Source organism: Sphingomonas endophytica (assembly GCF_001476895.1).
Classification (GTDB): domain Bacteria; phylum Pseudomonadota; class Alphaproteobacteria; order Sphingomonadales; family Sphingomonadaceae; genus Sphingomonas; species Sphingomonas endophytica_A.
In genome coordinates this window covers 1-26,912 of the sequence record NZ_LDTB01000022.1, presented here as the reverse complement: position 1 = coordinate 26,912, position 26,912 = coordinate 1, and the positions used below count along the sequence as shown (strand labels likewise).

At 68.6% G+C, this 26,912-nt stretch carries 27 protein-coding genes and 1 tRNA gene; 17 read left to right on the top strand and 11 right to left on the bottom strand.

The window, feature by feature from the left end; translation table 11 throughout:
• Positions 1–15: 15 nt before the first annotated feature.
• Together gpmA and NS334_RS07895 are read right to left on the bottom strand one after the other, a co-directional pair.
• Positions 16–702 (bottom strand): 2,3-diphosphoglycerate-dependent phosphoglycerate mutase, encoded by a 687-nt coding sequence (gpmA, locus tag NS334_RS07900; protein WP_058755424.1) that lies wholly within the window; start codon positions 700–702, stop codon positions 16–18.
• Between the two features lie 12 nt (positions 703–714).
• On the bottom strand, positions 715–1,170 hold the full coding sequence (locus NS334_RS07895; protein WP_058755423.1) for a GNAT family N-acetyltransferase: 456 nt from the start codon (positions 1,168–1,170) through the stop codon (positions 715–717).
• Positions 1,171–1,246: 76 nt separating this feature from the next.
• On the opposite strand from NS334_RS07895, the gene NS334_RS07890 reads away from it, so the two are divergent.
• Positions 1,247–1,960, top strand: coding sequence for a dienelactone hydrolase family protein (locus NS334_RS07890; RefSeq protein ID WP_241491861.1), 714 nt, complete (start codon positions 1,247–1,249; stop codon positions 1,958–1,960).
• Between the two features lie 125 nt (positions 1,961–2,085).
• The gene (locus NS334_RS07885) at positions 2,086–2,598 is read left to right on the top strand and encodes a GAF domain-containing protein (protein ID WP_058755422.1); all 513 of its coding nucleotides are present in this window, start codon (positions 2,086–2,088) and stop codon (positions 2,596–2,598) included.
• A gap of 13 nt (positions 2,599–2,611) precedes the next feature.
• On the opposite strand, the gene NS334_RS07880 is transcribed toward NS334_RS07885, so the two are convergent.
• The gene (locus tag NS334_RS07880; RefSeq protein WP_058755421.1) at positions 2,612–2,893 is read right to left on the bottom strand and encodes a chorismate mutase; all 282 of its coding nucleotides are present in this window, start codon (positions 2,891–2,893) and stop codon (positions 2,612–2,614) included.
• 105 nt (positions 2,894–2,998) lie between these two features.
• On the opposite strand from NS334_RS07880, the gene NS334_RS07875 reads away from it, so the two are divergent.
• Positions 2,999–4,009 (top strand): polyprenyl synthetase family protein, encoded by a 1,011-nt coding sequence (locus NS334_RS07875; RefSeq protein ID WP_058755420.1) that lies wholly within the window; start codon positions 2,999–3,001, stop codon positions 4,007–4,009.
• A gap of 15 nt (positions 4,010–4,024) precedes the next feature.
• Here NS334_RS07875 and NS334_RS07870 read toward each other — a convergent pair whose 3' ends face one another.
• Positions 4,025–5,146: an NADH:flavin oxidoreductase/NADH oxidase gene (locus NS334_RS07870; protein ID WP_058755419.1), complete on the bottom strand. Its 1,122-nt coding sequence runs from the start codon at positions 5,144–5,146 to the stop codon at positions 4,025–4,027.
• A gap of 222 nt (positions 5,147–5,368) precedes the next feature.
• Here NS334_RS07870 and NS334_RS07865 point away from each other — a divergent pair, with 222 nt between their 5' ends.
• The gene (locus tag NS334_RS07865; protein ID WP_153002637.1) at positions 5,369–5,938 is read left to right on the top strand and encodes a hypothetical protein; all 570 of its coding nucleotides are present in this window, start codon (positions 5,369–5,371) and stop codon (positions 5,936–5,938) included.
• A gap of 191 nt (positions 5,939–6,129) precedes the next feature.
• Here NS334_RS07865 and NS334_RS07860 read toward each other — a convergent pair.
• Positions 6,130–6,206, bottom strand: a tRNA-Pro gene (locus tag NS334_RS07860).
• Between the two features lie 118 nt (positions 6,207–6,324).
• Here NS334_RS07860 and pnuC point away from each other — a divergent pair.
• Both pnuC and NS334_RS07850 read left to right on the top strand, forming a co-directional pair.
• Positions 6,325–6,903, top strand: a complete 579-nt coding sequence (gene pnuC / locus NS334_RS07855; RefSeq protein WP_058755447.1) for a nicotinamide riboside transporter PnuC — start codon at positions 6,325–6,327, stop codon at positions 6,901–6,903.
• On the top strand, positions 6,843–7,415 hold the full coding sequence (locus NS334_RS07850; RefSeq protein ID WP_083500329.1) for an AAA family ATPase: 573 nt from the start codon (positions 6,843–6,845) through the stop codon (positions 7,413–7,415). The genes pnuC and NS334_RS07850 overlap by 61 nt, the downstream gene beginning before the upstream one ends.
• 22 nt (positions 7,416–7,437) lie before the next feature.
• Here NS334_RS07850 and NS334_RS07845 read toward each other — a convergent pair whose 3' ends face one another.
• A complete protein-coding gene (locus NS334_RS07845) occupies positions 7,438–8,403 on the bottom strand; it encodes an SH3 domain-containing protein (protein WP_058755445.1) in 966 nt (321 codons plus the stop codon).
• A gap of 189 nt (positions 8,404–8,592) precedes the next feature.
• On the opposite strand from NS334_RS07845, the gene lepA reads away from it, so the two are divergent.
• The 4 genes from lepA to NS334_RS07825 all read left to right on the top strand — a co-directional run bounded on the left by lepA (position 8,593) and on the right by NS334_RS07825 (position 12,796).
• Complete coding sequence (gene lepA, locus NS334_RS07840) at positions 8,593–10,404, top strand: translation elongation factor 4 (protein WP_058755417.1); 1,812 nt, start codon at positions 8,593–8,595, stop codon at positions 10,402–10,404.
• A gap of 358 nt (positions 10,405–10,762) precedes the next feature.
• On the top strand, positions 10,763–11,527 hold the full coding sequence (modA, locus tag NS334_RS07835) for a molybdate ABC transporter substrate-binding protein (RefSeq protein ID WP_153002636.1): 765 nt from the start codon (positions 10,763–10,765) through the stop codon (positions 11,525–11,527).
• Positions 11,528–11,556: 29 nt separating this feature from the next.
• On the top strand, positions 11,557–12,207 hold the full coding sequence (modB, locus tag NS334_RS07830; protein WP_058755443.1) for a molybdate ABC transporter permease subunit: 651 nt from the start codon (positions 11,557–11,559) through the stop codon (positions 12,205–12,207).
• Positions 12,197–12,796: an ATP-binding cassette domain-containing protein gene (locus NS334_RS07825; protein ID WP_058755442.1), complete on the top strand. Its 600-nt coding sequence runs from the start codon at positions 12,197–12,199 to the stop codon at positions 12,794–12,796. The genes modB and NS334_RS07825 overlap by 11 nt, the downstream gene beginning before the upstream one ends.
• Before the next feature lie 3 nt (positions 12,797–12,799).
• Here the strand turns inward: NS334_RS07825 and mtgA are convergent, their stop codons facing one another.
• Positions 12,800–13,474, bottom strand: a complete 675-nt coding sequence (gene mtgA / locus NS334_RS07820; protein ID WP_058755416.1) for a monofunctional biosynthetic peptidoglycan transglycosylase — start codon at positions 13,472–13,474, stop codon at positions 12,800–12,802.
• 33 nt (positions 13,475–13,507) lie between these two features.
• Positions 13,508–14,359, bottom strand: a complete 852-nt coding sequence (locus NS334_RS07815; RefSeq protein WP_058755415.1) for a LysR family transcriptional regulator — start codon at positions 14,357–14,359, stop codon at positions 13,508–13,510.
• Positions 14,360–14,450: 91 nt separating this feature from the next.
• On the opposite strand from NS334_RS07815, the gene NS334_RS07810 reads away from it, so the two are divergent.
• The 7 genes from NS334_RS07810 (at position 14,451) to NS334_RS07780 (ending at position 23,294) form a co-directional block, all read left to right on the top strand.
• Entirely contained in the window at positions 14,451–15,617 is a 1,167-nt protein-coding gene (locus NS334_RS07810; RefSeq protein ID WP_058755414.1) for an isovaleryl-CoA dehydrogenase, read from the top strand.
• On the top strand, positions 15,614–17,209 hold the full coding sequence (locus NS334_RS07805; protein WP_058755413.1) for a carboxyl transferase domain-containing protein: 1,596 nt from the start codon (positions 15,614–15,616) through the stop codon (positions 17,207–17,209). The genes NS334_RS07810 and NS334_RS07805 overlap by 4 nt, the downstream gene beginning before the upstream one ends.
• A gap of 5 nt (positions 17,210–17,214) precedes the next feature.
• Positions 17,215–19,068, top strand: a complete 1,854-nt coding sequence (locus NS334_RS07800) for an acetyl/propionyl/methylcrotonyl-CoA carboxylase subunit alpha (RefSeq protein WP_058755441.1) — start codon at positions 17,215–17,217, stop codon at positions 19,066–19,068.
• Complete coding sequence (locus NS334_RS07795) at positions 19,068–19,520, top strand: MaoC family dehydratase (RefSeq protein WP_058755412.1); 453 nt, start codon at positions 19,068–19,070, stop codon at positions 19,518–19,520. The genes NS334_RS07800 and NS334_RS07795 overlap by 1 nt, the downstream gene beginning before the upstream one ends.
• Positions 19,517–20,356, top strand: coding sequence for an HpcH/HpaI aldolase/citrate lyase family protein (locus NS334_RS07790; RefSeq protein ID WP_058755411.1), 840 nt, complete (start codon positions 19,517–19,519; stop codon positions 20,354–20,356). The genes NS334_RS07795 and NS334_RS07790 overlap by 4 nt, the downstream gene beginning before the upstream one ends.
• Positions 20,357–20,391: 35 nt before the next feature.
• The gene (locus NS334_RS07785; RefSeq protein WP_058755410.1) at positions 20,392–21,732 is read left to right on the top strand and encodes an ABC1 kinase family protein; all 1,341 of its coding nucleotides are present in this window, start codon (positions 20,392–20,394) and stop codon (positions 21,730–21,732) included.
• A gap of 122 nt (positions 21,733–21,854) precedes the next feature.
• Positions 21,855–23,294, top strand: coding sequence for a methyl-accepting chemotaxis protein (locus tag NS334_RS07780; RefSeq protein WP_058755409.1), 1,440 nt, complete (start codon positions 21,855–21,857; stop codon positions 23,292–23,294).
• Positions 23,295–23,316: 22 nt separating this feature from the next.
• Here NS334_RS07780 and NS334_RS07775 read toward each other — a convergent pair whose 3' ends face one another.
• The 3 genes from NS334_RS07775 to NS334_RS07765 all read right to left on the bottom strand — a co-directional run.
• Positions 23,317–24,822, bottom strand: coding sequence for a tryptophan halogenase family protein (locus NS334_RS07775; RefSeq protein ID WP_058755408.1), 1,506 nt, complete (start codon positions 24,820–24,822; stop codon positions 23,317–23,319).
• The gene (locus NS334_RS07770; protein WP_058755407.1) at positions 24,819–26,120 is read right to left on the bottom strand and encodes a tryptophan 7-halogenase; all 1,302 of its coding nucleotides are present in this window, start codon (positions 26,118–26,120) and stop codon (positions 24,819–24,821) included. The genes NS334_RS07775 and NS334_RS07770 overlap by 4 nt, the downstream gene beginning before the upstream one ends.
• On the bottom strand, positions 26,117–26,912 hold a 796-nt coding region (locus NS334_RS07765; protein ID WP_193753029.1), incomplete at its 5' end, for a tryptophan 7-halogenase. The genes NS334_RS07770 and NS334_RS07765, both read right to left, overlap by 4 nt.

Genomic DNA, 26,912 nt, shown 5'->3' with positions numbered 1-26,912 from the left:
GACGCGACCCCGCCCTTACCGCTCGTTCAGATAGTAACGGTCGGTCGCGTTCAGGTCCGCGTCCAGCTCGTACACGATGGGCTGCCCGGTCGGAATTTCCAGCCCCGTGATCTCCGCGTCGGAAATTCCCGACAGATGCTTGACCAGCGCGCGCAGCGAGTTGCCGTGCGCGGAGATCAGCACGCGCTGCCCGTCCTTCAGCGCCGGGGCAATCCGCCCTTCCCAATAAGGAAGCACGCGCGCGATCGTGTCCTTCAGGCTTTCGGTGGCGGGCACGTCGATCCCGGCGTAGCGGCGATCGTTCGACAGGTCGAATTCGCTGCCCGGCTCGATCGGCGGCGGCGGCACGTCGAAGCTGCGGCGCCAGACATGCACCTGTTCCTCGCCATGCTTCGCCGCCGTTTCGGCCTTGTCCAGCCCGGTCAGCCCGCCATAATGCCGCTCGTTCAGGCGCCAGTCCTTCTCGACCGGCAGCCACAGCCGCCCCATCGCCTCCAGCGCGAGGTTCAGCGTCTTGATCGCGCGGGTCTGGAGCGAGGTGAAGGTCTGGTCGAAGTCCAGCCCCTTCGCCGCCATCAGCTCGCCCGCCGCGCGCGCCTCGGCCGCGCCCTTTTCGGTGACATCGACGTCCCACCAGCCGGTGAAGCGGTTTTCCAGGTTCCAGGCGGACTGGCCATGGCGGATCAGGACGAGCGTCGGCATCGGGGTCTCCCGTTAGAGGATCAGCGTCAGAAACTGGTTGTGCGGGCTGGGTTGGTAATCGGCGAAGGCGTCGCACGATACGAACCCGGCGCGCCGGTAGAGCGATAGCGCCGGGCCATACGCATCGGTGGTGCCGGTTTCCAGATACAGCCGGGCATAGCCACGCGATCGTGCCTCGGCCACGATCGCGGACAGGATCGCATGGCCGACGCCGCGCCCGCGCCACGTATCGACCGTGCGCATCGATTTCACCTCGCCGCTGGTCGTGTCGATCGCGCGTAGCGCCCCCATACCGACCGGCGCGTCGCCGTCCCATGCCGACCAGAAGGTGACGCCGGGCGCGGACAGGCCGCTGGCATCGAGCGCGAAGGAAAAGCCCGGCGGCGTATTGGCGCGCTGTTCCGCGACATGTGCCGCGAGCAGCGGTGCGACCGCCGGATTGCTCGGATCGTCCTTCCTGACCTGCACCCTGACGTCCTACGCTTGCCCGGTTGAGCGCCCCGATCTAGCGAAAGCGGGGCACGACACAACAGGAGAGCGCGAGATGACCGTCCAGCGGCGCACCATCGTCCATGACGGACCCGGCAGCCCTTTCGAGGGCGTCTTCGCCTGGGAGGATTCCATGGCGGGCCCGCGACCGGGCGTGCTGGTGATCCCGAACGTGCTCGGGCAGAAGGAGGCCGACAATCGCAAGGCGGAGGATCTGGCGGCGCTGGGCTATGCCGCCTTTGCGTGTGACCTGTTCGGACAGGGACGGCGGACGCAGCGCGGGCCGGGGGCCAGCCGTTACATGGATGAGTTGAACGCCGACCGCGGGCTGCTGCGCGAGCGGCTGCGGGCGGCGCTCGCGGCGCTGTCCGCTCAGGACGAGGTGGATCCGGATGCCTTGGCGGCGATCGGCTTCTGCTTCGGCGGGAAATGCGTGCTCGACATGGCGCGTGCCGGCCTAGGGCTGCGCGCCGGCGTAAGCTTTCACGGCGTTTACGATCGACCCGATTACGACAGCGTCACACCGATCGCGACGCGCCTGCTGGTCTGTCACGGCTGGGATGATCCGCTGGCGCCGCCCGCCGCGCTGGTCGCGCTGGGTGAGGAACTGACCACGGCCGAGGCGGACTGGCAGATGCAGGTGAATGGTCATGCCGGACATGGGTTCACCGACCGCTCGATGCCCGGCGATAGCCTGGTTTCGCGTATGACGAACGCGCCGACGCGCGGAGCTGGGCGGCGACGCGCACATTTTTACAAAGTGTACTGAGCTAGCGGTAGTATATTGATTGTTCCGTATCTGACCTGCATCAACCTCAACCACTATGGTGCGAGATGGGCTTTCGATTTCGCGCCAAGATCTTACTTTTGCGGTGATTTTGGGAACATTGTCGCATGGGCGTCACCTTTTACGAGCCAGCTCCGACGCCGGGTGACGAGGTGGCGCGCGAGCAGGCCGTGCTGACTTCGGGGGCACTGGCGGCGCGGGACGATCCCGGCTTGCAGATGCTGCTCGACGACTGCCGCCGGACGTTGGCCACCGGGATGGCGGCGGTGACGATCCTGTATCAGGAATGGCAGTATCTGATCGCCACGTCGGGCGTGACCTCACGCACGTACAGCCGCCGCACGTCGCTGTGCGGCCATGCGATCATGACGCCGCACCAGTTGTTCTGTATCGCCGACTCGCTTGCGGATCCGCGTTTCGCCGCCAATCCGCTGCGGATCGACGGACAGCAGGTGCGCTTCTACGCCGGAGCGCCGCTGGTCGATGGCGGGATGCCGCTGGGCGCGCTGTGCGTGCTCGATCGTGCGCCCCGTGATGATTTCGGTGCGTATGAGCGGATGCGGCTGCGCCAGTTCGGCGATGCCGCGATGGCGCGGCTGGCGGCGCTGCGTCCGCGCTGAGGCGCGCCGCGAATCAGCGCGCGGCGGCCGCGCGGTGGTGGCGGATCACCTCGTCGATGATGAAGCGCAGGAATTTCTCGGAGAATTCCGGGTCCAGCTCCGCATCCTCGCTCAACTGCCGCAGGCGCGCGATCTGCGCCTCCTCGCGCCCCGGATCGGCGGCGGGCAGGCCGCTGGTCGCCTTGTACGCGCCGACCGCCTGCGTGATCTTGAACCGCTCCGCCAGCAGGCAGACCAGCGCCGCGTCGATATTGTCGATGCTCCTGCGATAGCCCTTCAGAATGTCGTCGGTCATCGCGCTTCCCTGCCTCGTGTTGCGAATTTCTCATGCGGGCCGATGGACGTGGGGGCAAGCCCGCGCTTGCGTTGCGCGCGTGCCTCCCCGTAAGGGCAGGAACAGATGAGCGCCACCTTGCACCGCCTTCCCGGACACACGCCCTCGCTCGATCCGATGATCGGGCTGGTCGCGCGCGACATGGATCACGTCAATGCCGTGATCGTGGAGCGGATGCGATCCGACATTCCGCTGATCCCCGAACTGGCGGGGCATCTGATCGCCGGCGGCGGCAAACGGATGCGCCCGATGCTGACGCTGGCCGGCGCGCAGCTGGTCGGTTATGCGGGCGATCGCCATCACCTGCTGGCGGCGGCGGTGGAGTTCATCCACACCGCGACGTTGCTGCACGACGATGTCGTGGACGGTTCCGACCTGCGGCGTGGCAAGAGGACCGCGAACATCATCTGGGGCAATCCCGCCAGCGTGCTGGTCGGCGACTTCCTGTTCTCGCGTTCGTTCGAGCTGATGGTGGCCGGCGGCCACATGCGCGCGCTGGAGATATTGTCGAACGCCTCGGCGGTCATTGCGGAGGGCGAGGTGAACCAGCTCACCGCCGCGCGGCGCGTGGACCTGCCGGAGGAGCGTTACCTCGACATCATCCATGCCAAGACCGCCGCGCTGTTCGCCGCCGCGTGCCGGATCGCCGGCATCGTGGCGGAGCGCCCGGACGCGGAGGAGGTGGCGCTGGACGCCTATGGCCGCAATCTGGGGATCGCGTTCCAGCTCGTGGACGACGCGATCGACTATACCAGCGACGCGGGCACGATGGGCAAGGATGCCGGCGACGACTTCCGGGAGGGCAAGATGACGCTGCCCGTCATCCTGGCCTATGCGCGCGGCGGGGCCGAGGATCGCACCTTCTGGCGCGATGCGGTCGAGGGACGCCGCACCGCCGATGCCGATTTCGCACATGCGGTCGATCTGGTGCGGCGCACCCGCGCGGTCGACGACACGTTGGCACGCGCGCGCCATTACGGGCAGCGCGCCGTCGAGGCACTGGCGATCTTCCCCGACAGCGCGATCAAGGATGCGATGATCGAGGCGGTCGATTTCGCGGTGGCGCGCGCCTATTGACGCGCGCCGCGCGGGTCAGTCTTCCGCGCTGCCTTCCACGTCGAACAGATGCCGGTACTGGCGGGGTTGCGAGCGAAGGTATTGCGCCGGCGCCTTCACGCGCGCATCGAGCGTGGCGGCGGCGTGCCAGGGCCAGCGCGGATCGTAGAGGATCGTGCGCGCCAACGCGATCGCATCCGCGTCCCCGGTGCCGACGATCGCCTCGGCATGTTGATGGTCGGAGATGAGGCCGACGGCGACCACCGGGATCGATATCGCCTGTTTGACCGCGCGCGCCAGCGGCACCTGATAGCCGGGTCCGACCGGGATCTGCTGCCGCGGGTCCAGCCCGCCGCTCGACACGTGGATGCCGGCGCAGCCGCGCGCCTCCAGAGCCACTGCGAAGGCGACGGTCTGTTCGATGTCCCATCCGTCGGGCACCCAGTCGGTTCCGGACACACGCATCGTCACGGGGCGGTCGGCAGGGAAGGCGGCGCGCACCGCGTCGAACACCTCCAGCGGAAAGCGCATCCGGTTTTCCAGGGATCCGCCATATTCGTCGTCGCGATCGTTGGAGAGCGGCGAGAGGAATTCGTGGAGCAGATAGCCGTGCGCGCCGTGTAGTTGCACGAGATCGATGCCGAGCGTCGCCGCGCGCCGTGCCGCGGCGGCAAAGGCATCGCGGATCCGCGCCAGCCCGTCCCGATCGAGCGCGACCGGCGGATGTTCACCCGACGCATAGGGTAGGGCGGAGGGGGCGACCGTCTGCCATCCATTGGCATGGTCGGGCGCGAATTGTCCTTCTCCCTTCCACGGCAGGTCGGTGGACGCCTTGCGCCCCGCATGGGCGAGCTGGATGCCGATCGGCATGTCGGAATGGCGCCGCACTGACTGAAGGACGCGCGCCATCGCCGCTTCGGTCACGTCATCCCATAAGCCGATGTCGGCGTAGCTGATCCGGCCGACAGGTTCGACGGCCGTCGCCTCGATCGTCAGCAACCCTGCGCCCGAAAGCGCCAGCTGACCGAGATGGATCAGATGCCAGTCGTTCATGCAGCCATCGACCGCCGAATATTGGCACATCGGCGCGATGACGATGCGGTTGGGCAGCGTCAGGCCGCCGACGTCGAGTGACTGGAAGAGTTGGGGTCCGCTCATCGGGGCGCTCCTGAATGGGTAAGCGCCTCTTACGCATCAGCGGATGATTGGTGCCGTCGCCTCCCGGCGCGGTTCCGCGAAAGGGCGGACGTGCGCGATCATAAGACTCTGCGGATTGCGCGAAGCGATTTAACCGTCATTACTATCTCATGCGAGTCGAGGGGCACTCGCATGACTGGGGGATATATCGTGAAAGGTTTCTGTAGCGCGCTTGCGGGCGCGATGTTGCTTGCGTCGCCGCTGGCCGCCACCGCGCAGGTTGCTCCGATCGCGGCCGCGCCTGGCGGCACGATGCTTCGGGTCGGTACCGAGATCCCGCTGAAGCTGTCGGAAGAATTGACGACCAAGGGCAAGAAGTTGCGGGTCGGCCAGCGCTTTCACCTGGAAACCGCCGAGCCGGTGCTGGTGAACGGCGTCAACGTGATCCCGGTCGGCACGCCGGCGATGGGTGAGATCACCGAGGTCAAGAACAAGGGGATGTGGGGCAAGTCCGGGCATTTGTCGGCCCGCATCGTGTATTTGACCGTCAACGGGCGCCAGATACGGCTGTCGGGCAGTTTCGACGACAAGGGCGTGGCCGGCGGCGTCGGCGCGGTGGCGGCGTCCGCGCTGGTCTTCCTGCCGGCCGGCTTCTTCATGACCGGAACCAGCGCGCGCGTTCCGGCCGGAACCGTCGTGAAGGGCTTCGTCGATGAGGACGTGCCGGTCGCCGTTCCGGCCGTGCAGGCGCCGCTCGCCGTCGCCGCACCGGCGGCGGTCGTGCCGGCTGCGGGTGCCGTCACACAGAAGTGACGATCATCGGGTGGCGGAGCATCGGATCCGTCACCCGGTCTCCACGACATAGTCCCTGCGCTCACGCCACGGCGTTGGTGGCGCGACAGCACGGCCGCGCGGATGGCGATCGTGGGCGGAATGGTGGAAATGAACCGGCCTCAACCATGTTCATCATCGCGATAGCGGGATAACCTCACGAAGAGGAGAATTGGTCGGGGAAAGAGGATTCGAACCTCCGGCCCCTGCCTCCCGAAGACAGTGCTCTACCAGGCTGAGCTATTCCCCGACCAGATGCCCCGCGGCATCACCGCCGGGCAGGTCGCGGCTTATATCAGCGGATTTTTGTAGCGCAAGCGGGGAATCGACGCTGTTTTTGCGGGGAGGCGCGATTAGTGTCGCGCACGATGTCGCTGGTCGAATGGATCGCTACCGGATTGGGAATCGCCTGCGTTGCGCTCGCGGCGGTGCGCAGCATCTGGACGTTTCCGACCGGGATCGCCGCCGTGCTGCTGCTGGGGGCGGTGGTGTTCGAGGCGCGGCTATATTCCGATGCGATGCTCCAGCTCTTCTTCGCGGGTGCCAACCTGTATGGCTGGGGGCACTGGCGGCGCGCGCAGGCGGAAACCGGAGATGTCCCGGTCGCGACACTGGCGTTGCGCGACCGGCTGCGCTGGCTGACCGGCATCGCTTTGGGTGCGCTGTTATGGGGCGCGGCCATGCATCGCTGGACCGACGCGGCGCTGCCGTGGTGGGATGCCGCGATCGCGTCGGCCAGCGTCGCCGCGCAGCTTCTGATGGCGCGCCGACGTCTCGAGAATTGGTGGCTTTGGATTGCGGTCGATGTCGCGTCGGTGCCGCTCTACCTGTCGAAAGGGCTTTATCTGTTCGCGGCTCTCTACCTTATCTATCTCGCGCTGGCGGTGTGGGGACTGGCGCGCTGGTCCGGCGCGGCGGGCGGGCGGTGGCGCGTGGTGCCGGTGTGACGGTGCGTTCCGTCTGTTTGCATGGGCCGGAAAGCACCGGCAAGTCGACGATGGCACCGCGGCTGGCGCGGCATTTCGACGTGCCATGGGTTGCCGAATTCGGGCGCACCTATTGCGAGGCCTATGGAACCAATCTCAACATGTCCGATCTGCTCGTCATCGCGCAGGCGCAGGATGCCAAGGCGCGCAAGGCGGTGGAAGGTGGCGGTTGGCCGGTGATCCTCGACACCGATCCGCTGATGACCGCCGTGTGGGCCGACATGATGTTCGGGCGGCGTGATCCGTGGTTCGATCGCTGGGATGCGACGGCCGACCTCTACCTGCTGTTCGACATCGACCTGCCGTGGCAGGAGGACGGGACGCGGATGTTCGGGACCGCGCGCGACCGACAGCGCTTTTTCGACCTGTCTCGACGCGAACTCGAGCGGCGCGGCGTGCGCTGGGCGCTGATCAGGGGCGAGGGGTCGCGACGCTATCTGAACGCGCTGGAGGCGATCCACGCCGCGACGTGAGCGGCGGCGTGGATCGGCGCGATCAGTGGATCTCGTTCTCGCGGGTCACGTCGGGGCGCCCGCTTGGCGCCAGCTTCGTGTTGAGCACCCAGCCGACATTGTCGTTCTCGTCGGCGACCTCCCACCACAGGCCGTCCTTCTTGCCGGTCGGATAGACCGTCTGACCCTGCGGGATGGTGCGGATGACCTTGGCCCCGGCCGCCGCCGACGCTCTCAGCGCGACCGGCGCCTGCGTGGTGAAGGTCTTGGCGGGCGCCGCCTCGGCCGTGCCCGCCGTGCCCGGGGTCACCAGCCCGAGTGAATCGACCATCTTGCTGTACGCCTGGATGAACGACAGCGTGACGATCCGCCCGATCTCGGTATTGTCATAGCCGCCGCCCGCCGCGCCGGCGACCGCGAAGAAGCCCCCGCCGCCCAGCGACAGGTTGTTCTTGGCGGCATAGCCTTCCTCGGTGGCGATCGTCTCGGTCGTGCGGACGTTGGTGAGCGACAGGACGGTGTTCGCCTCCATCTTCTTGCTCTTCAGTCCGCCCAGCAACCCGCCGACGCGGCCGCCCAGCAGTCCGCCGACCCCGCCGGCGACCGCGCTGCCGCTGACATTCGCATTCGCGCCCTGCACCTCGGCGACCAGCACGTAATCGGCCGCCTTCACTTGTCCCTGGCCGACGTTCGCGCCGCGTTGCAGGCCCAGGTTGCCGCCGATCGCGCGCTCCTTCTCCGCCGCGTTCAGCCCGCTGCCGCGATCGACGAGATTGAAGCAGCCCGAGCGCGCGACGAGCACCTTCAGCAGCTTCGACGGCGGCGCCAGCGACCAGGCGGTCCAATAGGAACTGTTGTCGCCATCGACGATCGACAGCGTGCCCAGCTTGCGCGTGCAGTGCGGGACGTCGGCGGCGGTCTTTTCCTGAAGTCGCTGGCCGGAGGATGCGTTGGCCAGTTTTTGCGCCGCCACCGGACTTGTGGCGAACAGGCTGGCCCCGGCCAGCATCGAGACGATCAGATTACGCGTCACGCGATCCCCCATTGCTGCCGTCCTCCGTTCGCGACGGCTTCCGATTCGAGAATCTTACGTTGCGCACGTGTCACGAGAAAGACGCGGAGAAAGCTATTGTACAAAATGGTCGCTTCTCGACAGCCCTAGCCCTGCGCGTCGCGCTGCGCTAGGCGCGCGGGGATCATGACCACGCCGCTCAACACGATCCGCAATTTTTCGATCATCGCGCACATCGACCATGGCAAGTCGACGCTGGCCGATCGCCTGATCCAGGCCACGGGCGGGCTGACCGACCGTGAGATGAGCGAGCAGGTGCTCGACAACATGGAGATCGAGAAGGAGCGCGGGATCACGATCAAGGCCCAGACCGTGCGCCTGTCGTACACGGCGCAGGACGGCGAGACGTATACGCTGAACCTGATGGACACGCCGGGCCACGTCGACTTCGCTTACGAGGTCAGCCGGTCGCTGGCGGCGTGCGAGGGCGCGCTGCTGGTGGTCGACGCGGCGCAGGGTGTCGAGGCGCAGACGCTCGCCAACGTCTATCAGTCGATCGAACACGATCACGAGATCGTGCCGGTCATCAACAAGATCGACCTGCCCGCCGCCGAGCCGGAGAAGGTCCGCACCGAGATCGAGGACGTGATCGGCATCGATGCGTCGGAGGCGGTGCTGGCCAGCGCGAAGTCGGGGATCGGCATCGCCGACATCCTCGAGGCGATCGTCAAGAAGATTCCGGCGCCGAAGGGTGACGCGGACGCGCCGCTGAAGGCGATGCTGGTCGATTCGTGGTACGACCCGTATCTGGGCGTCATGATCCTGGTGCGCGTCGTCGACGGGACACTGCGTAAAGGACAGCAGGTCACGTTCATGCAGGCCGGGACGACGCACCTGATCGATCGCGTCGGCTGCTTCCGGCCGAAGATCGAGCAGCTCGCCGATCTCGGGCCGGGCGAGATCGGCTTCATCACCGCGCAGATCAAGGACGTGGCACAGGCGCGCGTCGGCGACACGCTGACGGATGCCAAGAAGCCGACAGCCGAGGCGCTGCCGGGGTTCAAGGAAGTCCAGCCGGTGGTGTTCTGCGGGCTGTTTCCGGTCGATGCCAATGATTTCGAGAAGCTTCGTGAGAGCATCTCCAAGCTGCGGCTGAACGACGCGTCGTTCAGTTTCGAGATGGAGACGAGTGCGGCGCTGGGCTTCGGCTTCCGCTGCGGCTTCCTGGGGCTGCTGCATCTGGAGATCATCCAGGAGCGGCTGACGCGCGAATACGACCTCGACCTGATCACGACCGCCCCGAGCGTGGTGTACCAGATCGAACTGACGCATAACGGCGGGCACATCGACCTGCACAATCCGGCCGACATGCCTGATCCCAACAAGATCGCGTCGATCAGCGAGCCGTGGATCGAGGCTGTGATCTACGTCCCCGACGAATACCTCGGGTCGATCCTGAAGCTGTGTCAGGACCGGCGCGGCATCCAGAAGAACCTGACCTATGTCGGCGGTCGCGCGCAGGCGACCTACGAACTGCCGCTCAACGAAGTGGTGTTCGACTTCTACGACCGGCTGAAGTCGCTGTCGAAGGGCTATGCCAGCTTCGACTATCACCAGATCGGCCATCGCGAGGGCGACCTCGTGAAGATGAGCATCCTGGTCAACGAGGAGCCGGTCGACGCGCTGTCGATGATCGTCCACCGCGGCACCGCCGAGACGCGCGGGCGGGGGATGTGCGAGCGGCTCAAGGAGTTGATCCCGCGCCATCTATTCAAGATCCCGATTCAGGCGGCGATCGGTGGCAAGGTGATCGCCCGCGAGACGATCAGCGCGATGCGCAAGGACGTCACCGCCAAATGTTATGGCGGTGACATCACGCGTAAGCGCAAGCTTCTGGAAAAGCAGAAGAAGGGCAAGCTGAAGATGCGCGAATACGGCAGCGTGCAGATTCCGCAGGAAGCGTTCATCGCCGCGCTCCGCATGGGGGACGAGGGCTGAGGGAGCCTCTCCCTCACTCCAGGTCCTGCCGTCGCCCGGTGTTCACGAACCTCTGCGAACATCCCCCGTCATGCCGGACCTGTTCCGGCATCCACGGTTCCGCACATGCGAACGTCGTTGCTATTGCGGAACCATGGACCCCAGCCTTCGCCGGGGTGACAGACGGAATGAGGCATGGAAACCGACGCCCGCAGATGCATTTTCGGCACCGTGGATGCCGGAACAAGTCCGGCATGACGGAGGAATTTCGGTAGCGGTCCCCCGGGGAGGCGGGGCGGCCTGTGGCGCAGCGCGGCCTATGACGCCCCACGCCGGAACCAGGGACCTCGCCGGATTGTCTCCGCTGCTGCAGGATGCCATGACCCATGCGATGCGCTTCCTCCTTTCGATCCTCGCCCTTCTGACGCTCGCGCCCGCCGCGCTGGCGCAGGAGAAGGGCCCGCTGGTCCTCGCCGCCGCCAGCCTTCAGGAAGCGATGACCGATGCCGCTGACGCCTGGGGGAGGGGAGGGCACGAACGCCCGCGCCTGTCGTTCGCGGCCTCATCGGCGCTGGCGCGGCAGATCGCGGCGGGGGGGCGCGCCGACCTGTTCGTGTCCGCCGATGCCGACTGGATGGACGATATCCAGAAGCGCGGGCTGGTCGTGGCGGGTACGCGTGCGGTGCTGGCCCGCAATCAGCTGGTCGTCGTGTCCCGCCCGGGGCTTCCGCGCGTCGCGTCGACCAAGGGCGCGGCACTCGGCCGAATCCTTGGCGGGGGCGCGCTGGCGATGGCCGATCCCGACAGCGTGCCCGCGGGGAAGTACGGGCGTGAGGCGCTGACCCGGCTCGGCGCGTGGCAGGCAGTCGCACCGCGCGTGGTGCGCGCCGAGAATGTCCGCGCCGCCCTGGCGCTGGTCGAACGCGGGGCGGCACCCTATGGGATCGTCTATGCCACCGACGCGCGCGCCGCGCAGGGCGTGCGGATCGCCGGCGCGTTTCCGCCGCGCAGCCATGCGCCGATCGTCTATCCGATCGCGCGGCTGACTGCCGGCACCAGCCCGGAGGCGGAAGGCTTCCGCCGTTTCCTGCTGTCGCGCGCCGGGCAGGCGATCCTGGCGCGGCGCGGTTTCGCGGCACGTTGAGCGAACTGTTGCCGATCGTCCGGCTGACCATGCTGGTCGGCGGCACCGCGACGCTCGGCGCGCTGCCGGTGGCGTTCGTGCTGGCATGGGTGCTGGCGCGGTGGCGGTTTCCGGGCAAGGTGTTCCTCGACGGATTGGTGCACTTGCCGCTGGTGGTGCCGCCGGTCGTCACCGGCTGGATGCTGCTGCTCGCCTTCGCGCCCGCCGGGCCGGTCGGTGGCGTGCTGGAGCGCTGGTTCGGCGTGAGTGTGCTGTTCCGCTGGACCGGCGCGGCGATCGCGGCCGGGGTGATGGCGCTGCCACTGATGGTGCGCGCGATGCGGCTGTCGATCGAGTCGGTCGATCGGCGGCTGGAGCAGGCGGCACGGACTTTGGGGGCGAGCCGCTGGCGGGCCTATGCGACCATCACGCTGCCGCTGGCCGCGCCCGGCGTCGCGGCGGCGGTGGTGCTGGGGCTGGCGCGCGCGATCGGCGAGTTCGGCGCGACGATCACCTTCGTCTCCAACGTGCCGGGCGAGACGCAGACCTTGCCGCTCGCCATCTACGCCGCGCTCCAGCGGCCCGGTGGCGAGGCCGAGGTGTGGCGGCTGGCGGCCGTCTCCGTGGCGCTCTCGCTGGTGGCGCTGATCGTTTCGGAGGCGCTGGTGCGACGTGCCGGGCGGGGCGTTCATGTCCTTTGACGTGGACGTTCGCGCGCGACGCGGCGACGTCGGGGTCGGCGGGCGGTTCGTCGCGGGAGACGGGCTGACGGTGCTGGTCGGCCCGTCGGGTGTCGGCAAGACCAGCCTGCTCGACATGATCGCGGGGTTGCTGCGTCCTGCGGGCGGACATGTGCGGGTCGGCGGGCGGACGCTGTTCGACGGTGCGACCAATCTTCCACCCGAACAACGACGCGCCGGCTATGTCTTTCAGGATGCGCGGCTGTTCCCGCATCGCCGCGTCCAGGCGAACCTGCTCTACGGCGCGCCCGATGCATCGCGACTGGCGGAGGTGGCCGAGACGCTGGACATCGTGCACCTGCTGCGCCGCTGGCCGCGCACGCTGTCGGGGGGCGAGGCGCGGCGGGTCGCGATCGGACGCGCATTGCTCAGCGATCCCGCGTTCCTGCTGCTCGACGAACCGCTGTCGTCGCTCGACCCCGCCCGGCGCGAGGAGGCGATGCGTGCGATCGAGCGGGTGCGCGATACGCGCGCGGTGCCGATCCTGATGGTCACGCACGACCTGCGCGAGGCGGAGCGGCTGGGCGATCGCGTGATCGCGGTCGGCTGACCCTCAACGCAGGCAGGAATCCAGCCCGACACGCCGCACGATCCCGACATAGCGGGCGATCTGGTTGCCGCGCCGCCGCACGAACCCGGTCGGCGCGACCGCCTCCCGCTTCTTGGGCAGCGGCAGGACGGCGGCGATCCGCGCCGCCTCGACCGGGGTCAGATGCGCGGCGGAATGGTGGAAGTACCGCTGCGCCGCCGCTTCCGCGCCATAGGTGCCGATGCCGGTCTCGGCGATATTGAGATACACTTCCATGATACGCTTCTTGCCCCAGATCGTCTCGATCAGGACGGTGAACCAAGCCTCCAGCGCCTTGCGGAGATAGCCGCCGCCCTGAAACAGGAACGTGTTCTTCGCCGTCTGCTGGCTGATCGTCGATCCGCCGCGGATCCGCCCGCCATCGGCATTGTGGACCGCCGCCCCGGCGATCGCATTCCAGTCGAACCCGTGGTGGGTGCAGAATTTGCTGTCCTCGCCCGCGATCGCCGCGCGCGCCATGTTGGGGTCGATCTCGGACAGGGGCGTCCAGTCCTTCGTCACCGAATGGCCGCTGATCAGGTCGCCTGCCATCGTCATGGTGAACGGCACCGGCACGATCGCATAGAGCCCGACCCAGACGAGCGACAGGACGACGAAGCCGATGACGATCTTCAGCAGGATGCGGAGCGCGGTGAACATGGCCGCCGTCGTAACGGCGACGCACGGTCCGGCTCAACCCCCGTCTGCGTCGCGCGCGATGGCGTCGGTCAGCGCCGCCAACGCCGGTTCGAGCGTCCGCGCATCGGCATGCGGCGCGACGACGACGCCGATCTCGCGCGTCGCGTCGAATCCGTCGAGCGGCACGCGCACCACCCCGGACTCGCGAAAGCCGTCGGGCATGATGGTGATGCCCAGGCGGGCGCGGACATAGGCCAGTGCCCTGTCGTCGCTGACCGTGCGTGCCGGGAAGAACGGCCGGACGCCGCGCGCGGTGAAGAAGCGGCTGGTTTCGGACAGCAACTCGCAATGCCGCCGCACGATCATCGGCTCATGCGCCAGTTCCTCGGCACGGATCAGCGCCCGCCCGGCGAGCGGATGCGTGGCGGCCAACGCCAGCGAATAGCCTTCGGTCAGCACGGCCCGCCCCCCGCCGTCGCGCAGGATCGTCAGGGCCGCGTCGATCCGACCGCGGCCCAGTCGCGCGCGCAACTCCCGCTCGTTCCCCTCGACGATCTCGATGCGGTCGGCCTGCGTGGACAGGAACCGCTCGATCCAGCGGCGCGGCGTCGTGCTCAGCACGCCCAGCCGCAATGTTCGCGCGACTGCCGCCCCGGCTACGGCGCGCTCGGCGGCGGCGAAGCCCGCTTCGATGGTCCGGGCATGGGCCAGCAGGTCAGCGCCCGCATCGGTCATCGCCACGCGGCGATTGGTGCGCGCGAACAGCGGGCGCCCGAGTGACTTCTCCAGCTTGGCGATCCCAACCGACAGCGTGGGTTGCGACACATTACACGCCGCCGCCGCGCGCGAGAAATTGCCGGTGTCGACGACCGCCAGGAAATAGCGAAGATGATAGCGATCGATCATAGACGAAACCTATGCGCTTCTTGCAGGTCTTTCAATTTTGCGATTGCCGGGGACGGGCCTAGGCTGGCGGCAAGAACCGACGGAGAGAGCGATGGACCTGGATTTCGGGCTGGGCGAGATGGCGGACACGATCCGCGACACGGTGCGGCGGTTCGCGCTGGACCGGATCGCGCCGATCGCGACCGAGGTCGACGCGCAAGATCGCTTCGCGCGCGAACTCTGGCCGGAAATGGGCGCGCTCGGGCTGCACGGCATCACCGTCGAGGAAGCGGACGGCGGTCTGGGACTCGGCTATCTGGAGCATGTCGTCGCGTGCGAGGAGGTCAGCCGCGCCTCCGCCGCGATCGGGCTCAGCTACGGCGCGCATTCCAACCTTTGCGTCAACCAGATCCGCCGCTGGGGGAGCCCAGAGCAGAAGGCGAAATATCTGCCGAAGCTGATCTCCGGCGAACATGTCGGCAGCCTGGCCATGTCGGAGGCGGGGGCCGGGTCCGATGTCGTATCGATGAAGCTGCGCGCGACGAAGGTGGACGGCGGCTGGCGGCTGAACGGCACCAAGTTCTGGATCACCAACGCGCCCTATGCCGACACGCTGGTCGTCTATGCGAAGACCGATGCCGAGGCCGGATCACGCGGGATCACCGCGTTCCTGATCGAAAAGGATTTCGCCGGCTTTTCGATCGGTCAGAAGATCGACAAGGTCGGGATGCGCGGATCGCCGACCGCCGAGCTGGTGTTCGACGATTGCTTCGTCGCCGACGAACAGGTGATGGGGCCGCTGAACGGCGGCGTCAAGGTGCTGATGTCCGGACTGGATTACGAGCGCGTCGTGCTGTCGGGCATCCAGCTCGGTATCATGCAGGCGTGTATCGACACCGTGCTGCCCTATGTCCGCGAACGTCGGCAGTTCGGGCGGCCGATCGGCGAGTTCCAGCTGATGCAGGCCAAGGTGGCCGACATGTATGTCGCGCTGAATTCGTCGCGCGCCTACGTCTATGCGGTGGCGAAGGCGTGCGACGCGGGGCGGACGACGCGCTTCGATGCGGCGGGGTGCATCCTGCTGGCGTCGGAGAGCGCGGTGAAGGTGGCGGGCGAGGCGATCCAGGCGTTGGGTGGGGCCGGCTATACCAAGGACTGGCCGGTGGAGCGATATTGGCGCGACGCCAAGCTGCTCGACATCGGGGCGGGCACCAACGAGGTGCGGCGGATGCTGATCGGGCGCGAGCTGATCGGCCATGACGCGCCGCGCGCGCAATGACGGTGCTGCGCTCGCTGGTCGATACCGGCGCCGATACTTTCCGCGCCAATGATGCGCACAATCGCGCGCTGGCGGCCGAGCTTCGCGAGCGGACCGCCCGCACCGCGCTGGGCGGGTCGGAGCAGCATCGCGCGCGCCACGTCGCGCGCGGCAAGCTGCTCCCGCGCGACCGCGTCGACCGACTGCTCGATCCGGCCGCGCCGTTTCTGGAGATCGGCGCGCTGGCCGCGAACGGCATGTATGAAGACGTCGCCCCTGGCGCGGGGATGATCGCCGGCGTCGGGCGCGTGTCGGGGCGCGAGTGCATGATCGTCGCCAACGATCCGACCGTAAAGGGCGGCGCCTATTTCCCGATGACGGTGAAGAAGCATTTGCGCGCGCAGGAAATCGCGCGCGAGAACAGGCTGCCGTGCGTCTATCTGGTCGATAGCGGCGGCGCCAACCTGCCGCATCAGGCGGAGGTGTTTCCGGACCGCGAGCATTTCGGGCGGATCTTCTTCAACCAGGCGCAGATGTCGGCGGAGGGGATCGCGCAGATCGCCTGCGTGATGGGCAGCTGCACCGCCGGCGGCGCCTACGTCCCCGCCATGTCCGACGAAAGCGTGATCGTCCGCAACCAGGGCACAATCTTCCTCGCCGGCCCGCCGCTGGTGAAGGCGGCGACCGGCGAGGTGATTTCCGCAGAGGAACTGGGTGGGGCGGACACGCACGGGCGGCGATCGGGCGTGGTCGATCATGTCGCCGAAAATGACGAACATGCGCTGCTGATCGTCCGCGATATCGTCGCGACGCTGGGCGCGAAGCCAGCGTCCGACGTGACGCTGGCGACGCCGCGCGCGCCGCTGCTCGACGCGGAGGAATTGTACGGCATCGTCCCGCAGGATGTGCGCGCGCCCTATGACGTGCGCGAGGTGATCGCGCGGATCGTCGACGGATCGGACTTCCACGAGTTCAAGGCGCTGTACGGCACGACGCTGATATGCGGCTTCGCGCATATCTGGGGGATGCCGGTCGCGATCCTCGCCAATAACGGCGTGCTGTTCAGTGAATCGGCGCTGAAGGGGGCACATTTCATCGAACTGGCGTGCCAGCGGCGGATACCGCTGCTGTTCCTCCAGAACATCTCCGGCTTCATGGTCGGCGGCAGATATGAGGCGGAGGGGATCGCGAAGAACGGCGCGAAGCTGGTCACCGCCGTCGCCACCGCGTCGGTGCCGAAGGTGACTGTGCTGATCGGCGGCAGCTTCGGCGCGGGCAATTACGGGATGTGCGGCCGCGCCTATTCGCCGCGCTTCCTGTTCAGCTGGCCCAATGCGCGGATCTCGGTGATGGGCGGCGAGCAGGCGGCAAGCGTGCTCGCGACCGTCCACCGCGATGCGGAGACATGGACGCCCGAGGAGGCGGAACGCTTCAAGGCACCGATCCGGCAGAAGTATGAGGACGAGGGCAACCCCTATTACGCCACCGCGCGGCTCTGGGACGACGGGATCATCGATCCGGTGCAGACCCGCGACGTGCTGGGCCTCGCCTTCGCCGCCGCGCTGAACGCCCCCGTGCCGGAGCGTGCGCGCTTCGGCCTGTTTCGGATGTGACCGCGATGATCGAGAGCCTGTTGATCGCCAACCGCGGCGAGATCGCCCGCCGCATCATCCGTACCGCGCGCGCGATGGGCATCCGCACGATCGCGGTCCATTCCGATGTCGATGCCGCGATGCCGTTCGTGCGCGAGGCGGATGAGGCGGTGTGCATCGGCACCGCGCCCGCCGCCGACAGCTATCTGCGGCAGGACCGCCTGCTGGAGGCGGCGCGGGCAACGGGCGCGCAGGCGATTCACCCCGGCTATGGCTTCCTGTCGGAAAATGCCGAGTTTGCGGAGGCGGTGATCGCCGCCGGGTTGGTGTGGGTCGGCGCGCCGCCGGCCGCGATCCGCGCGATGGGGCTGAAGGATGCCGCCAAGGCGCGGATGATCGCGGCGGGCGTGCCGGTGACGCCGGGCTATCTGGGCGAGGATCAGGCGCCCGACCGGCTGCGCGCGGAGGCGGATGCGATCGGCTATCCGGTGCTCATCAAGGCGGTGGCGGGCGGCGGCGGCAAGGGGATGCGGCAGGTCGATGCATCCGCCGACTTCGCAGAGGCGCTGGCCAGTTGTCAGCGCGAGGCGGCGGCGGCGTTCGGCGACGATCGCGTCCTGATCGAGAAATACATTCTGTCGCCGCGCCATATCGAGGTGCAGGTGTTCGGCGACACGCACGGGCAGGTCGTTCACCTGTTCGAGCGCGACTGCTCGCTGCAACGCCGGCATCAGAAGGTGATCGAGGAAGCGCCCGCGCCCGGCATGGATGCCGTGACCCGCGCGGCGGTGTGCGACGCGGCGGTGCGGGCGGCGAAGGCGGTCGATTATGTCGGCGCGGGCACGATCGAGTTCATCGCCGACGGTTCGGAGGGGCTGCGCGCCGACCGCATCTGGTTCATGGAGATGAACACCCGGCTGCAGGTCGAGCATCCCGTGACAGAGGCGATCACCGGGCAGGATCTGGTCGAATGGCAGCTGCGCGTCGCCTCCGGCCAGCCGCTGCCGAAGCGGCAGGACGAACTGTCGATCACCGGCTGGGCAATGGAGGCGCGGCTCTACGCCGAGAATCCGACGACCGGCTTCCTGCCTTCGACCGGACCGCTTGACCGGCTACGCTTCCCGGACGGCGTGCGCGTCGACAGCGGGGTGGATGAGGGCGGAGCGGTCACGCCTTATTACGACCCGATGATCGCCAAGCTGATCGTTCACGGCCCGACGCGCACCGACGCCGCGCGGCGGCTGGCGGGGGCGGCGCGCGGCGTGCAGGTCTGGCCGGTGCGCACCAATGCCGCGTTTCTGGCGCGCGCGGCGGCGCATCCGGCGTTCGTGGCGGGGGACGTCGATACCGGTTTCATCGCGCGCCATGCTGACGCGCTGATCCCGTCCGGCCAGCCATCGGCGGCGGTGCTGTCGGCGGCGGCCGCCGCGATCCTCCCGCCCGCCGGCGACGATCCGTGGCGCGCACTGCGCGGCTTCCGCGCCAATGCCGCGCCGGTCATGACAGTGGCGATCGAGGTGGCGGGCCAGCCGTATGTGGCGACGCCCGACGATCGCGCCACGGCCATCGCCGTCGATCAGGTGCTATTCGCCGAGGGAGAGGCATGGCCGTTCGGCCCCCGCCGCGCCGATCATGCCGGCGGAGCGGGCGATGGCGATGGAGCGCTGCTCGCGCCGATGCCGGGGCGGGTAATCGCGGTGCCGGTCGCCGCCGGCCAGCGCGTCGCACGTGGCGAGCGATTGCTGGTGCTGGAGGCGATGAAGATGGAACAGGCGCTGCTTGCCCCCTTCGACGGCGTGGTCGCCGAGTTGAAGGTCGAGGAGGGCGTGCAGGTGACCGAGGGCACGCTGCTGGTGCGGATCGATCGGGAGGACACGTGATGGCGGGGCGTTGCTTCGATCAATGGCAGGTCGGCGACCGGATCGTCCACGAAATTCGCCGCACCGTGACCGAGACCGACAATCTGCTGTTCTCGACCATGACCCATAACCCGCAGCCGCTGCACCTCGATGCGGAGGCGGCGCGCGCCAGCGAGTTCGGGCAGATCCTGGTCAACGGCACGTTCACCTTCGCGCTGATGGTGGGACTGTCGGTCGGGGACACGACGCTCGGCACGCTGGTCGCCAACCTCGGCTATGACAGACTGGTCATGCCCAGACCGGTGTTCATCGGCGACACGCTGCGCGCCGAAACCGAGGTGCATGAGCTGAAGGAGAGCCGATCGCGACCGGACGCGGGGATCGTCACCTTCGCGCATCGGCTGCTCAACCAGCGCGATGAAACAGTGTGCCAGTGCCTGCGCACCGCGCTGATCCGCAAGGTGGCGGCATGAGGCTGCGCTCGCTGTTGTTCGTGCCGGGCGACCGGCCGGAGCGGTTCGACAAGGCGGCAGCGAGCGGGGCCGACGCGCTGATCCTCGACCTGGAGGATGCGGTTGCCGCCGATGCCAAGCCGGTGGCGCGCGCTGCGGTCGCGGCGCGGCTGCGGGGGGAGCGCGGCGACGTGGCGATGTTCGTGCGCGTCAATCCGCTCGACACCGCCTTCTGCGAGGCGGATCTGGCGGCGCTGCACGGCCTGTCGCCGGACGCGGTCGTCCTTCCCAAGGCGGAGGGCGCGGCGAGCGTGCGGGCACTGGCGGCGCGGCTGGCGGCGTCAGGGATCGCCGCGCCGATCCTGCCGATCGCGACCGAGACGCCCGCCGCGATCTTCCAGCTCGGCAGCTATGCCGGCTGCGGCGTGCCGCTGGCGGGGCTGACCTGGGGTGCGGAGGACTTGCCCGCCGCGATCGGTGCCGCCACCAGTCGCGAGGACGACGGGCGCTATACGCCGCCCTATGAACTGGCGCGCTCGCTGACGCTGTTCGCCGCGCATGCCGCCGGCGTGGCGGCGATCGAGACGGTCTATCCGGCGTTCCGCGACATGGCGGGGCTGGACGGCTATGCCCGCCGCGCCGCGCGCGATGGCTTCACCGCGATGATGGCGATCCATCCCGCGCAGGTGCCGGTCATCAATGCCGCCTTCACCCCCACCGAGGCGCAGGTCGCCGACGCGCGGCGGATCGTCGCCGCTTTCGCTGCGGCGCCGGGCGCGGGGGCGTTGCAGCTCAACGGGCGGATGATCGACGCGCCGCATCTGGCGCAGGCGCGGCGGTTGCTGTCACGGGTCTGACCGGAACCGCCGGGGCGTTGCCGCGCTGAGGCGGTATGCGACAGGATGACGATGGGGCGAACGCCCGGCACCGCGCGGTACCCAGCGGGCGGATCGCGCGGCTCGGCAGTTTCGGGCGGCTGGCCGGCGGCGTGGCGGGCGGGATGCTGGCGGAGGGCGCACGGCGGCTGGCGGCGGGCGAGCGTCCGCGGGTCGGCGATCTGGTGCTGACCCCCGGCAACGCCGCGCGCGTCGCCGACCGGCTGTCGCATCTGCGCGGTGCGGCGATGAAGCTCGGGCAGATGATTTCCATGGATGCCGGCGACGTGTTGCCGCCGGAGTTGCAGACGATCCTCGCGCGTCTGCGCAACCAGGCATACCGGATGCCGCCACAACAGCTCGACCGGGTGCTGCGCGAGGAGTGGGGCAAGGACTGGCGACGTCGCTTCCGTCATTTCGAGGCCGCGCCGATCGCCGCCGCGTCGATCGGGCAGGTGCATCGCGCGACCTTGCCGGACGGGCGAACGCTGGCGATCAAGGTGCAATATCCGGGCGTCGCCGACAGCATCGGATCGGATGTCGACAATGTCGCCACGCTGCTGCGCGTGTCGGGATTGCTGCCCGCCACACTCGACCTGCGCCCCTTGCTGGAGGAGGCCAAGCGGCAGTTGGTGGAGGAAGCGGATTATGTCCGCGAGGGCGAACAGATGCGCCGCTACGGTCAGCGACTGGCGGGTGATCCGCGGTACGTCGTGCCGATGCTGGAAGAGTCGCTGACCACCCGCAAGGTGCTGGCCATGACCTTCGTCGAGGGCCGCGCCATCGAGACGCTGGCCGATGCCCCGCAGGATGTTCGCGATGCCGCCATGACCGCGTTGGTGACGCTGGTCCTGCGCGAATTGTTCGAGTTCGGGGTGATGCAGACCGATCCGAACTTCGCCAATTACCGGTGGCAGACCGACAGTGGCGCGCTGGTGCTGCTCGATTTCGGCGCCGCGCGCGCCGTGCCCGCCGACACGATTGGATCCTATCGCCGGTTGATCGAGGCCGGGCTGGCGCGGGATCGCGACCGGATCCGCGACGTGGCGGTGGAGACGGGGTTTCTGGGTCAGGCGGCGGTAGCGGCCCATGGCCCCGCGATCGACCGGATCATCGCCGCGATCGACGCGGCACTGAACCGCCCCGGCTCGTTCGATTTCGGCGACCGAGCGTTTGTACCCGTGGTGCGGGAGGAGGCGAAAGCGATGATCGCCGATCGCTCCAGCTGGCACGTGCCCCATGTCGAAACCCTCTTCGTCCAGCGCAAGATCAGCGGCACCGCGCTGCTGGCCGCGCGATTGCGTGCGCGGGTGAATGTACGTGGGCTGGCGGCGGCCGCGATCGGCGCCACCGCATAGGCGCTTTTTAACCCAAGTTAGCGTAACGCTTATCGTCATTTACGCCGGATTCACGACTTGCTGTCATAGCCGCTCGATCAAAATCCAGTTCGCCGCGCATTGTTCGGCCAGGAGGGGCAGCAATGATCAAGTGGTTCCGCGACATGGCGCCGATCAGGACCAAGTTCATGGTCCTCGGTATTGGCTATACCGCCTTGTCGATGGTTTCGCTGGGGTTGGTCCTGGCGGCGGTCGGTGGATATCTGCCCGCTGCGCTTTCGATCGGCGGTGCGGTCGCGGTCGTCGTGCTGGTGGGGTTGGTCGCGATCGTCTCGCGGACGCTGGTTTGCGATCCCTATGTGAGCACGGTCGTCCGGATGGAGGGGCTGGCGAACGGCGATTACGTTACGCCGATCCGCTATACCGATTCGCGCGATTGCGTCGGGCGCATGACCAAGGCGATGGACGTGTTCCGTCGGAACGGCGAGTCGCTGACCGCCTCTGAGACGGCGCAGCGGGAGGTGGTCGAGGCGCTGGGCGCCGGGTTGGGCCGGCTGGCCGACAACGATCTGACCTATCGCATCGACCGCGCCTTCTCCGCTGATTACGAGGGGCTCCGGCGGAACTTCAATCGGGCCATGGATGCGGTGTCGGGCACGATCGGCGCGGTCAGCGACGCGACCAACGGCATCAACAGCGGTGCCGCCGATATCCGGCAGGCCTCCGACGACCTGTCGCAGCGTACCGAGCAGCAGGCGGCCAGCCTGGAGGAAACCGCCGCCGCGATGGACGAGATCACCTCGACCGTCCGCGAAACCGCGTCCGGAGCGCGTCGCGCCAATGCGGCGGTCAAGGAGGCGCGGGAGGAAGCGCAGAATTCCGGCGACGTCGTGCGGCGCGCGGTGGACGCGATGGGCGGGATCGAGCGATCCTCGACCGAGATCAGCGAGATCATCAGCGTCATCGACGGCATCGCTTTCCAGACCAATCTGCTGGCGCTCAACGCCGGTGTCGAGGCGGCGCGCGCCGGCGACGCGGGCAAGGGCTTCGCCGTCGTGGCGTCGGAGGTACGGGCGCTGGCGCAGCGGTCCGCCGACGCCGCCAAGGACGTCAAGACCAAGATCCTGGCATCCACGGAGCAGGTCGATGCGGGCGTGGCGCTGGTCAGCGAGACCGGCAAGGCGCTGCAGCGGATCATCGCGCGCATCGGCGAGATCAGCGCGCTGGTGTCGACGATCGCCGAATCCGCCGAGCAGCAGGCGACCGGGCTGCAACAGGTCAACACCGCCGTGTCGGAGATGGACGGCGTGACGCAGCAGAATGCCGCGATGGTCGAGGAGGCGAACGCTGCCGCGCGCAGTCTGGCGGAGGAGGCCGACCGGCTGAGGACCGAAGTCGCGCGCTTCCGGCTCGATCCCAATTCGCGTCCCGCGCCCGTGCCGGCCACGGGGTCGCCGGTCCACGAACTTCAGGCACGGGCGGTGCAGGCCGGGCGTGCGATCGCCCGATCGTCGCGCCGCCCGGTGACCGGAACCAGCGGCGCGGCGCTGGCGGTCGTCGACGAGGACTGGTCTGAGTTCTGATCGCGCGCGCCGGCGACCGGGCTCAGCCGTGGTCGCCGACCAGCCGTTCCAGTACCGCATGATGCGGGGAAAGGCCGGCAACGGCCGCCGCGGTCGCCTGTCGCATCTGACGCAGCGCGGCGGCGGTCCGCTCCTCGTCCAGCGCATCGACGATCGGATCGTACCCCTCGGGAACGATACCCTGACCCAGCATCACCGCCACCCAGCTGGGCGTCGCGAACAGTTCGTCGTCATAGCGGAAGAACCGGCCCTTTTGCCGGAACAGCGCGATCTTCCGCTGCAATGTGTCCGGCACCGCCATCGTCCGCACGTGATCCCAGAACGGTGAGTCGTCGCGCGTCGTGGCGTGATAGTGCAGGATGATGAAATCGCGGATCGAGCGGTAATTGTCGCCCATCTGCCGATTGTATTCGTCGCGCTCGACCGCCGAAAGGGCGGTGTCGGGAAACAGCGCGAACAGCTTGGAAATGCCCTGCTGGATCAGGTGGATGCTGGTCGATTCCAGCGGTTCGAGAAACCCGCCCGCCAGCCCCAGCGCCACGACGTTGCGTTCCCAGGGCCGTGGGCGGAAACCGGCCGTGAACGACAGACGGCGCGGCGCCGCGGTCGGCGCCGCGTCGAGGCTGGATAGCAGCAGTCGCTCGGCCGCGTCGTCGTCCATGAAGCGGCTGGCGTAGACCATGCCGTTGCCGGTGCGATGTTGCAGCGGGATGCGCCACTGCCACCCCGCCGCATGGGCGGTCGCGCGGGTGTAGGGGAGCAGCGGCTCGGTCCGCCCGGTCGGCACCGCGATCGCGCGGTCGCACGGCAGCCAGTGCGACCAGTCCTCGAATGCCCCGCCCAGCGTCTCGCCGAGCAGCATGCTGCGGAATCCGGAACAGTCGATGAACAGATCGCCCGCGACCCGCCGGCCGTCTTCCAGCCGCACCGCCGCCACGTCGCCGTCCTCGGCGCGCTCCACCGCCACGATCCGTCCCTCGACGCGGGCCACGCCGTCCGCCTCCGCACGCTCGCGCAGAAAGGCGGCGTACGATCCGGCGTCGAAGTGGTAGGCATAGGCCAGACCCGAGAGGGGAGAGCGCGGGTCGGGTTGCGGCCAGCCGAACGCGCCGTTCGCCATCGCCACCGTCGCGGGCGAATAGTCGCCGATCGCGCCGATCCCGTCACGCCCGCGCAGCTTCAGCCACAATTGGTGGAAGTTCAGTCCCTGAATGTCGCGCCCGTAATGGCCGAACGGATGGACGTAGCGCGTGCCGCGCCGCTCCCAGTCGACGAATTCGATCCCCAATTTAAAGCTGCCGCGTGTCGCGCGAAGGAATTCCGCTTCGTCGACGCCGATCAGCGCGTTGAAGTTGCGGATCGACGGTATCGTCGCCTCGCCGACGCCGACCGTGCCGATCGCCTCCGATTCCACCAGCGTGATCCGCCGCCGCCCGTCGTCCAGATAGCGACCCGCTGCCGCCGCCATCATCCAGCCGGCGGTGCCGCCGCCGATGATGACGACATGTTCGATCGGCGCGGCGGTCATGAGCGGGGCTTTCCATAAGCGGTGCGGAGCCGCGTCGCGCGGTCGAGGATGTCGCGTCGCGCCACGTCCGGCGGGATACCGAGCGCGATCGGATCGGCCCGTTCGGGACGGAGCCCCTGTCCCAGCAGGACCGCGATCCACGCGTCGCGCTCGACGCAATCCTCATCGGCGGCGGGCACGCTGCCACGACGGCGAAACTGTTCGAGGATCGGGACCAGCGACGGCGGGACCGCTCCCGGCCCGCGTCGGCCGCCGCCATGATAATGCGCCGCCAGAAAGTCGCGCATCCGGTCGGCACGCTGACCGGCACGCCGGTTGTATTCGCCGGCCAGCAACGGTGTGTCGTGGCCGGTCGGCAACAGCTCCAGCGCCAGCGCGATCTGCGCCAGCGCCAGCGTGAAGCCGGCGCGTCCCAACGGCCCAGGCTGAACCGCCGCCTCGCCCAGCGCCAGCACGTTGCCGCGTATCGCCTCGGCAAGCCGGCCGGGCGTGATCGCGACGCCGCCGTCCGGACCGGCCGTCACCCGCGCTCCGGGCCAGTCCGCGACCCAGCCGGTGTCGGTTGCGCGATAGCTGTCGAGCAGCGCCCCCGTACAGGCGATCGTCTCGATCGTGACCCGGTCGCACGGCACGCTGTCGCGCCACTCCTCGAACCCTGCAGCGGTCGCCAGCAGCCGCGCCGGACCGGTGGCATCGACGAACAGATCGGCCGTGACGCGGCCACCGTCCGCAAGCTTCACCGCCGCAACCTCGCCATCGGCGCGCAGCACATCCAGGAGCGGTGCGGCCGCGACCACCACGCCGCCTTGCCGCGCCAGCGAGGCCAGCGCCCGCGATAATCGTGCCGCCTCCAGATGCAGCGCCACCTCCGCACCCGCCGCCACGCCGCCGGCTTCCGCCGCGACGCTCGCCGGGTGCAGCGCGTGGAAGGGGATGGGCGTTCCGGCGCGCAACCAGAGTTGATGGAGCGCAGCGGTGCCCGCGCCGGGAACCGGCTCGTCCGCGACCAGCCACGGCGCGCCGTCGATGCTCCAGTCGAGGAAGCGCGACGCGGCGCGGGGCACGGCAACTCCGCGCGCCAGCAGCAGATCCGGTGGACAGCCCAGTCGTGCCAGCATCGCGTGCGCGGAGGGAAGCGCCAGCGGCCAGCGGTCCGCCAGTGCCGCTTCCGGGACGGGGGTGGGGACCAGCGTCACCGCCACGCCGCGCAGCGCCTGGGCGAAGGCGGTGGCGGCTGCGAGCGCGACCGGCCCGCCGCCGACGATCGCGATGTGCGCCGGCAGCGCGCGGTTGTTCATGCCCGCGCCGTCGCGGCGATCGCGGCCAGCGCCGCGTCATGATGCGGCATCCGCGCGACCCGCTCGGCGATCGCGCGCGACAGGCCTGACAAGGCACGATCCAGACCAGCCCCATCCGGCAGGTCGGCGCGCGGATCCCAGCCCCCCGGCACGATCCCTTGACCCAGATAGACCGCGATCCAGCTCGGCTCCAGGAACAGGCCGTGACGATAGTGCGCGACCTGCGCGGACGCTCGCCACAAGGCCATCTTTTCGGCCAGGCTGTCGGGCACGGTCATGGTACGGACATGATCCCAGAACGGCGAGTCATCCCGCGTCGTGGCATGGTAGTGCAGGATCAGGAAGTCGCGGATGCGGTCATATTCCGCGTCGATCGCCGCATTGAACCCGTCGCGATCGGCATCGGCGACGCGGGCGTCGGGAAAATGCTCGACCAATGCGGTAATCGCGGCCTGCACCAGATAGATGCTGGTGGATTCCAGTGGTTCGAGGAATCCGGACGCCAGCCCGATCGCGACGACATTGCCGACGAAGCTGCGTCGCCGCCGGCCGGCGCGAAAGCGCAGGACGCGTGGCTCCGCCAACGCCGTGCCGTCCAGTCCGGCGAGCAGGGCGTCCGTCGCCGCGGCCTCGTCGCAGAAGGCGCTGGCATGGACGTAACCGTTGCCGACGCGATGGCGCAGCGGAATACGCCAGCGCCAGCCCGCCGGCATCGCGGTCGCGCGCGTGAACGGTTCCGTGGGGGCATCCGGGCTGGCGCTCGGCACCGCGACCGCGCGGTCGCACGGCAGC